Origin of the sequence: Rahnella perminowiae (assembly GCF_019049755.1) — a bacterium.
Classification (GTDB): Bacteria; Pseudomonadota; Gammaproteobacteria; order Enterobacterales; family Enterobacteriaceae; genus Rahnella; species Rahnella perminowiae.
This window is the reverse complement of record NZ_JAFMOS010000409.1, coordinates 1-8059: the sequence shown is the minus strand read 5'-3', so window position 1 is coordinate 8059 and position 8059 is coordinate 1. Positions and strand designations below refer to the sequence as shown.

At 51.1% G+C, this 8059-nt stretch carries 6 protein-coding genes; 3 read left to right on the top strand and 3 right to left on the bottom strand.

The window, feature by feature from the left end; translation table 11 throughout:
- The coding region (locus J1785_RS05910; protein ID WP_217219018.1) for a hypothetical protein at positions 1 to 488 on the top strand (488 nt) is incomplete at its 5' end.
- On the opposite strand, the gene J1785_RS05905 is transcribed toward J1785_RS05910, so the two are convergent.
- The 3 genes from J1785_RS05905 to ascF all read right to left on the bottom strand — a co-directional run bounded on the left by J1785_RS05905 (position 466) and on the right by ascF (position 4725).
- Positions 466 to 1560 (bottom strand): glycoside hydrolase 5 family protein, encoded by a 1095-nt coding sequence (locus J1785_RS05905; RefSeq protein ID WP_217158115.1) that lies wholly within the window; start codon positions 1558 to 1560, stop codon positions 466 to 468. The two genes, J1785_RS05910 and J1785_RS05905, sit on opposite strands and share 23 nt — an antisense overlap.
- 240 nt (positions 1561 to 1800) lie before the next feature.
- The gene (locus J1785_RS05900) at positions 1801 to 3231 is read right to left on the bottom strand and encodes a 6-phospho-beta-glucosidase (RefSeq protein ID WP_129951418.1); all 1431 of its coding nucleotides are present in this window, start codon (positions 3229 to 3231) and stop codon (positions 1801 to 1803) included.
- Between the two features lie 15 nt (positions 3232 to 3246).
- Positions 3247 to 4725, bottom strand: coding sequence for a PTS cellobiose/arbutin/salicin transporter subunit IIBC (gene ascF / locus J1785_RS05895; protein WP_217219017.1), 1479 nt, complete (start codon positions 4723 to 4725; stop codon positions 3247 to 3249).
- A gap of 280 nt (positions 4726 to 5005) precedes the next feature.
- On the opposite strand from ascF, the gene J1785_RS05890 reads away from it, so the two are divergent.
- Together J1785_RS05890 and J1785_RS05885 are read left to right on the top strand one after the other, a co-directional pair.
- Complete coding sequence (locus tag J1785_RS05890) at positions 5006 to 6049, top strand: LacI family DNA-binding transcriptional regulator (protein WP_217219016.1); 1044 nt, start codon at positions 5006 to 5008, stop codon at positions 6047 to 6049.
- A gap of 81 nt (positions 6050 to 6130) precedes the next feature.
- Positions 6131 to 8059: T6SS effector phospholipase Tle3 domain-containing protein (locus J1785_RS05885; protein ID WP_217219015.1), on the top strand; the 1929-nt coding region annotated here is incomplete at its 3' end.

Genomic DNA, 8059 nt, shown 5'->3' with positions numbered 1-8059 from the left:
CTGCTTTGCAATTAGTAAAATATGGCCCCAGGGAAAGCCATGCCTACGCTGCTTTAGGTTCAGGGTTATATGTCGCAAGAGATGATGATTTTTTAGTGGGTTATTTTTCACGAGCCGCCGAGTCACGTGATATGTTCAATCCCGCGCATCATGGAAAAAAAGCTGTCGGTATTAATCCTTTCAAAGGCCCCACTATTTTGAAAGTATTTTCGCGTGTACCTTTATTCCAGCTGAAGGAATGCCGCTGGGATATTATGGAGTACAGTCAGTGTAAGTTCCATTGCCGCGATAATTTAAATGACTTACAAGGCATGGCTAATAATCTGCAAATGGTTATTCCCCCGCAATATTTCCGATTCCTGCGTATAGTTCAGCATGTAAAAACAACGGCCAGAAGTGAACGTCCGGTTTCCTGGCCGGTTAATGAGTCTCCGTTAAGCAATAGCCGGGATAAGGCGTTGCCCCTTAAGAGACGTCACTCTTTTTAACACGCGTTAAACGGCGCACCAGATCCATTTCGGCGCGCCGGAACGGAATACCGTATTCGTCGAGTACGTCGTGAAACCATAAATGAGCGTAATCGTGATTGCCCTTGCGTACCGAAGGCCAGGGCAGTGTCGTCTGGGTTTTGCCGCGCACTAATCCCCATTGATAACACCCGGCATTCAACGCGCTGAACAGGGGAAGTTGCTCCTCGAATACGCTGCCGACATGGCGCGCCAGCCACTCGGTACATAATATCGGGCGGCCAAATTTCTGCCAGAAACGCAATGCCTGTAAAAGTTTTGGTGTTGCGACATACGCATGAAAACTGATGACATCAGAAAGCCCGGCCGCCGCAACGTCAACCGGATGCGTGAAAAACTCGCTTTCGGGCTGATCCAAATCCTGTGAGACATGCCATGCACCCACGGTCAGCGGCTGAACCGGATCCTCCCCGCGCGCCCAGACAAACACCTTTTGCATCAGTTCGAGAGCAAATACTTCCAGTTTTTCGTCATACAACACTTCTTCCAGTCCGGTAGCGAACGTGCCACGGTTTCCCGGCTCGTTGTACAAATCCCAAATGGCAACGCGGTCATCGGTGCGGAAATGACGGATGATGTCACGCACATAGCGTTCCACTTCCGGCCACATCTCGCGGTTGCAGACCACATCACGCCCCGGACTGGCGGCCGCCTGACTGTTGTGTTTACCCGGTTCCGGCGCCTTTTGCGGCCCAAGAAACGGCTCGTCACCGGAAAATCCGCAATCGTCCAACAGCGTGAGCATGACCCTGATTTCATGACGACTGGCAATACTGAGAAACTGATCGATGCGCGACAGCAAACCGTCGCGATCGGCCTGCCAGACGATGAACGGCAGGTTGATGCGCAACTGGTTATAACCCGCCTCCTGCGCCCAGCCGAGTTCCTGATCAATGGTCAGTGCATCAAAGGTTTCACGCTGCCACAGTTCCGTCCAGTTCACCGCCGTGCGCGGCAGATAATTAAATCCGCAAATCCAGCCCTGTTGTTCACTCCACACTGCCGCCTCTTCCCTGCTCCATTGCGCTTTCATTTATCGCTCCTGATATAAAATGCATTAACGTCTATAAAGAGCCATTTTTTATTCCCTCTTAACCACGACGGCAAATTGCATGTCCAGGTTATTCAATTGAGATCACATTCTTTTTACGTAATTTGCAGAGCCGGCAGGCAAATTTAAGCGTTCTGAAAGCGTGTAAAAGGCAAAATACGACGACGTGATGCCCCGCAGGGAGAGGCGGGAATACCCGGTTTTGGGTATTCCCGTGACGGGTCAGTCCAGGTCTGCGCCGTTACTGGCAATCACTTTCTTATACCACCAGAATGATTTCTTTCTCTTTCTTTCCAGCGTGCCATTCCCGGCATCGTCGCGGTCGACATAAACGAAGCCGTAGCGCTTGCTCATTTCACCGGTCGAGGCGGACACCAGATCGATACAGCCCCATGACGTATAACCGATCAACGGAACGCCGTCGGTGATCGCCTCCCCCATGGCGCGGATATGTTCACGCAGGTAGCTGATGCGGTAATCGTCATTGATTTCACCCTGCGCGTTGATTTCATCTTTCGCGCCGAGGCCATTTTCGACCAGGAATAATGGCTTCTGGTAACGGTCGTACATCATATTCATGGTGATGCGCAGACCAAGCGGATCAATGCCCCAGCCCCATTCGCTGGCTTCGATGTACGGGTTTTTGAGTGATTTAACAATATTCGCCGCGCTGCTGTTGTTGTCGTTCATATCTGCCGACGCACAGCGTGAGGCGTAGTAGCTAAAGGATACGAAATCGACGGTGTTTTTCAGGATGTCATCGTCGCCCGGCTCGGTCACCACGTTCACGCCCTTCTCTGCAAACACGCGCCGGGTATAAGACGGATATTCGCCCCGTGCCTGAACATCAATGAAAAACAGGTTCTCCCGGTCCTTTTGCAGGGCCGCCCACACGTCAGCCGGTTTGCAGGTTTGCGGATAGAAGTTCCCCCCCGCCAGCATACAGCCGACCTGATTATCAGGATTCACTTCATGGGCAATTTTTGTCGCTAAAGCACTGGCCACCAGCTCATGGTGCGCCGCCTGATATTTCACCTGTTCCTGATTTTCACCCTCTTCAAAGACCAAACCGGCACCGGAGAACGGGCTGTGCAGCAGGATATTGATCTCGTTAAAGGTCAGCCAGTATTTCACCAGCCCGTCGAACGCTTCAAAGCAAGTTCGGGCATAGCGGGCGAAAAATTCCACCATTTTACGGTTGCGCCACGAGCCGTATTCGATCACCAGATGCATCGGCACATCAAAATGGCATAACGTTACCAGCGGCTCAATGCCATGCTTTTTGCACTCCGCAAACACATCCCGGTAAAACGCGATACCTTCTGCATTCGGGGTCAGCTCATCACCTTTCGGATAAAGACGGCTCCAGGCAATCGAAGTGCGAAATACGGTAAAACCCATTTCTGCCATCAGCGCGATGTCTTCTTTGTATCGATGGTAGAAGTCAATCGCCTGATGCGCCGGATAAAATTCACCGGCCCTGAGGGAGAAACGTTTTTCCTGACCGGTTTTGACTGCCAGACGCTGCGCGCCATGCGGGATCATATCTACCGTCGTCAGTCCCTTACCCCCTTCAAAACTGCCACCCTCGGCCTGGTTTGCGGCAATTGCGCCGCCCCATAAAAAGCCCTCAGGAAATGCTGATGCTGCCATGTGAAATCCTCTTCTTTAATGTGATTTTGCCGCGCCTGATGAAACTGCAAAGGCAACGGAAGCCGGGGTATCTGCCGGTTTTATGTCTTTCGGCGTCACGGTTTCGACAGGAATGTCTTCAAATCCGAGCAGCAGCGTGGTGAAGAAGGAGATCACCACGGCGAGGATCATCACGCCCGCCACCCAGACAATACTCATCGGATTCGACGGGTCGAAGAACTGCACACTGGTAAACAGCCCCGGCGATGCCATCGAATGGCTGGCGAGTCCGCCTAATCCCGCCACACCCCCGCAGATAAATCCGCTGATTAAGCAGGCGATCAGCGGACGTTTGAGGCGCAGTGCCACACCATACAATGCAGGTTCGGAAATCCCGGCGACAATGGCTGAAGCCGCCGCGGCCAGCGCCGTCTGACGCAGTTCCGGATTTTTGGTACGCCATGCGACCGCCAGTGAAGAACCCCCCAGGGACAGGTTTGCGCCGATTTCGGATGGCATGACCATGCCTTCTTTACCGGTTTCAGCGATGGTCTGAATAATGGTTGGCGTAAACACACGGTGCATGCCGGTCATCACCAGCAGCGGCCAGGCCGCCCCCATAATAGCGACTGACAGCCAGCCCAGATAACTGTGTACGGTATACACCGCCGCAGAAATCCCGGTGCCAATCCAGATGCCCAGCGGGCCGATCAGCATGATGGCAACGGGGGCTGCGATCAGCATAATCAGCATAGGTTTCAGGAAGTTTTTAGTGACGACCGGCGTGATACGGTCCACCCATTTTTCAATGTAAGACAGCAGCCAGGTCATGCACAGCGCCGGAATAACGGTGTAGGTGTATTTCACCGCCGTGACTGAAATGCCGATAAATTCGACTTTCTGCCCCTGCGCCGCTTTCGCCATTAAATCGATAAATGCAGGATGGACAAGGACACCGGCAATCGCAATCGCCAGCGACATATTGGTTTTAAACTTCACCGCCGCTGATGCCGCCACCATAACCGGCAGGAAGAAGAATGCGCCGTCGCCAATGGTGTTGAGGATGACGAGCGTTGAAGCGCCCTTACCTAACACACCGGTCATATCCAGGATCATCGCCAGCAGTTTCACCATGGAGCCACCGATAATGGCCGGGATCAGGGGCGACATAGTGCCGATCAGCGCATCCAGGATGCCGGAGCCGATGCGTTTGAGGGTGATTTTGTTTTTTACCGGCGCGTCATTGTTACCGGCAGAAAACCCTTCCGGCAGCAATTTCAGCACTTCAGCGTACGCCTGAGAAACGTTGTTACCGATGATCACCTGACACTGTTTTTCGTTGCGCACCACGCCCATCACGCCGCTAATGGCTTTCAGTGTCGCGGCATCAACGGCCGATTCGTCATTCAGTACGAAACGTAGCCGCGTCATGCAGTGCGTCACTGCCGCCACGTTCTGTGGGCCGCCGATGGCATCAACAATCGACTGTGATATTGCTGCAAAATTTTTAGACATGAGTAACAACTCTCTCGGATTCATAGGGTTATGAATGTTTTTCAGAAGCACTGACTTCTGTGAAACCGCTTTTTATGAAACATGGTGGTTTTGGTGAAACAATAGGTAACCGGTTTCACACGAGAATGTGCAGTTCCTTGCGAGACTTCAATAAAAAATTGCAACGTCGTTTTATTTTTGTGATGGTGATCTCTCACTATCGTTCTGTTATGCCAAAAACATCGCAAAACCGCTGAAATGTGTAGAATGGCGGCTCATTTTTATCTTTCAGGAAACCCTGATGTCGACAATGCAGGAAGTGGCAACCAAAGCGGGCGTTTCCAAAGCCACCGTTTCCCGTGTGCTTTCCGGTAAAGGTTATGTAAGCCAGGAAACCAAAGATCAGGTCTTTAAAGCCATCGAGGAAGCGGGATACCGGCCGAATTTACTGGCGCGCAACCTGGCGACCAGCAAATCGATGTGCATCGGTCTGGTGGTGACCAACACGCTGTATAACGGCAACTATTTCAGTGAGATAATTTCTCAGGCGGCCAAAAAACTCGACGCCAACGGACGTCAGCTGATCCTGGTTGATGGCAAACACAGCGCCGAAGAAGAACGCGAAGCCATTCAGTTTCTGCATGATTTACGCTGTGACGGCATCATTATTTATCCGCGTTTTTTATCCGTGGATGAAATGGATGAACTGATCGACAAATATAATAAGCCGGTGATGGTCGTTAACCGTAAACTGCGCAAACATCAGAGCCATTGTATTTATTGCGACCACAAAGGATCCGGTTTTAAGGCCACGCAGGCGCTGATTGAACGTGGCCACCATCATATTGCGTTTATCACCGGCTCCCTGGATTCCCCGACAGCCATTGAACGTCTTTCCGGTTATAAAGAAGCGCTCGCAGCAGCCGGACTGCCGGTCAAGGAATCGCTGATTGTGCAGGGGAAATGGTCTGCGGCCAGCGGCGCTGCCGCCGTCGAAACCCTGCTGACGAGCGGCGAACCGTTCAGCGCTATTCTGGCCAGTAATGATGAAATGGCGATTGGCGCGATGAAAAAACTCAACGAAGCCGGTATTTCGGTACCTTCACAGGTTTCGGTGATCGGGTTTGATAATATTCCCACCGCACCGTTTCTTATTCCCGCATTGTCGAGCGTGAAAGACCCGGTCAGCGATATGGTCAGTGAAGTCATTAATCAGATTATTTCTATGCTCGACGGCGGCTATTTATCTGAACAGAATAAATTCGTGTCAGAGCTTATTCTGCGGGAGTCGGTGATTGACGGGCCTTATCTAAACCGAGCTGACGTGGTAGACTCAAACTGTTAATTCGTTGTTTTTATGGGTGTTATTATTGAAATTATTTATAGGGAATAGTTAGCCAAACAAGTGTTTAGAAGGAGTTAAACGATGAGTGAAATGATTCACAAAAATATTCGCACGCCAAAAATTTTATCAGAAGGTGATATTGGACGCCCTGTCAGTGCAGGCGCAATGACAATTCAAAACTGTGCCGTTATGCGCCCGCTTCCCTGTATTGTCATTCTCGTCCACGGCGTGAATGATGTCGGTGAGGCTTACCAGGATCAGGATACCGGCATTTGTGCCGGACTGAATACCCGCCTCGGGCGTCAGGATCTTCATCCCCATGAATGGAAAACGCACGAATTCATGATTTCCGACGCCGGTGACAATGTCGCGAAACTCACCTGTAGTGTGCAGGATCACACCTGTATCGGGGTCGCTAACCGTTCACCGGTTATTCCGTTTTACTGGGGTTATAAACCGGTCGACCATGACACCTGGGAGCAGGATCAGAAGCAGTACCGAAAAGACTTACCTGAAAAACACCATAACGCTGACCTGCCTTACGATACCTACCGCGAAAATGATGCTGTCAAAATACGACAACATGACAATCAAAATATCGACAATCTCAATAACTGGCTTGACCCGACATCCGCCAAAGGCGGCGGCACTTTTGCCAATGCCACCACCTGCATTCCGGATATGTTTGGTCCCGGTGCATCCGGCCGTATTTTAGAAGCCGTCGGGCTGTTCAAATCCCGCAGTGATCTCGAAAATCACGGCGACTGGAGTCATCCTATTTACCAAAACCCGCACCGGATTTATCAGGCTTATGCCGCACGCCGACTGGCGGATCTGATTTTAGATATTCGTCGCAATGAGCTTACACGCGATGACACTATTAATATTGTTGCCCACAGTCAGGGCACGATAATTACCATGCTGGCCAACATGTGGGTGCAGGCTGAAGGCGCGGCACCCGCCGACTGCGTAATACTCAATCATTCGCCGTATGCGCTGGAGAACCGCTGGCTGGAAAACGCCATGCCCGGAAATCAGCAAACCCGTCAGGGACGACAAAAAACGCTGCGCAATTTTTGCCAGCTTATGTCTCAAAACGCTCTCTACGCACCGGGTGCAACCTCTCATGACAGTGCCTATCTTCAGCAATTGCACGACACCGGCTGTATTTCATTAAATAAATCACCGTGGGACGACCCGCTATATAACCGTAATAATTTCGGCAAGGTGTATAACTATTTTTGTCCTAACGATCAGGTGGTCTCCATGTCGCCCATTCAGGGGTTCGGCTGGCGGGGGATCCCCGATAAAATCAAAGCACAGTCAGGTGACAACCTCTATCAGCGTGTTTTCTGTAAAGACGTCGTTGTCGGCGATAAGACAGCGTTTCATTTTGAGATGCCTGCACGTCAACCTGATGACTCAGCCGATACCGGCTATTCATTTACCGACGTCACCGTCAATGCCCCGGTTTTACCCGATCCTTTTGTCTTTAAGCTGATGGCACAGGGAAAAGGTTATAAGGCGGCGCTGAGCGGTAACGATCCTAAAATGGCTAAAGCCGCGATGAAAGCCGAACGTTTTCCTGCCGAATGTATTGATGTCCCCGCCTCCGCACAATTTCAATATCTGGATAATGGTGTGGCGCTGAACGAAGCCCAGCTGGAAGAGCTGAGAAGCCAATATCCCTGGGATATTGTCAGCGGCATTTATCATGAACTTAATGGCTATTTCCGCCAGCTGGTAGTGCTGCGCCGGATGACAGATAAAGAACTGAACCGGGCAATAAAAATGGATACCACGTTCAGCCAGCACTCCTCTATTGTGACCAACATTGAAGTGGCGCAGAAATCTACCGCGTTTGATCTGGCCATCGGACAATGTCAGGCATTTGAATATCAGGATTTCTGGGAAGGATTGTTATTAAAAGCTGACTGGCGTCGTGAAATGAATCCGGATCCAAGTGTTAAAAAGTACTATCTGGATGGCGTACTACCGAAAGCAGTAAAG

Excerpts from the sequence above, each read along its gene's own strand:
- J1785_RS05905 (WP_217158115.1), bottom strand. The coding sequence starts at position 1,560 with ATGAAAGCGCAATGGAGCAGGGAAGAGGCGGCAGTGTGGAGTGAACAA.
- J1785_RS05900 (WP_129951418.1), bottom strand. The coding sequence starts at position 3,231 with ATGGCAGCATCAGCATTTCCTGAGGGCTTTTTATGGGGCGGCGCAATT.
- ascF (WP_217219017.1), bottom strand. The coding sequence starts at position 4,725 with ATGTCTAAAAATTTTGCAGCAATATCACAGTCGATTGTTGATGCCATC.
- J1785_RS05890 (WP_217219016.1), top strand. The coding sequence starts at position 5,006 with ATGTCGACAATGCAGGAAGTGGCAACCAAAGCGGGCGTTTCCAAAGCC.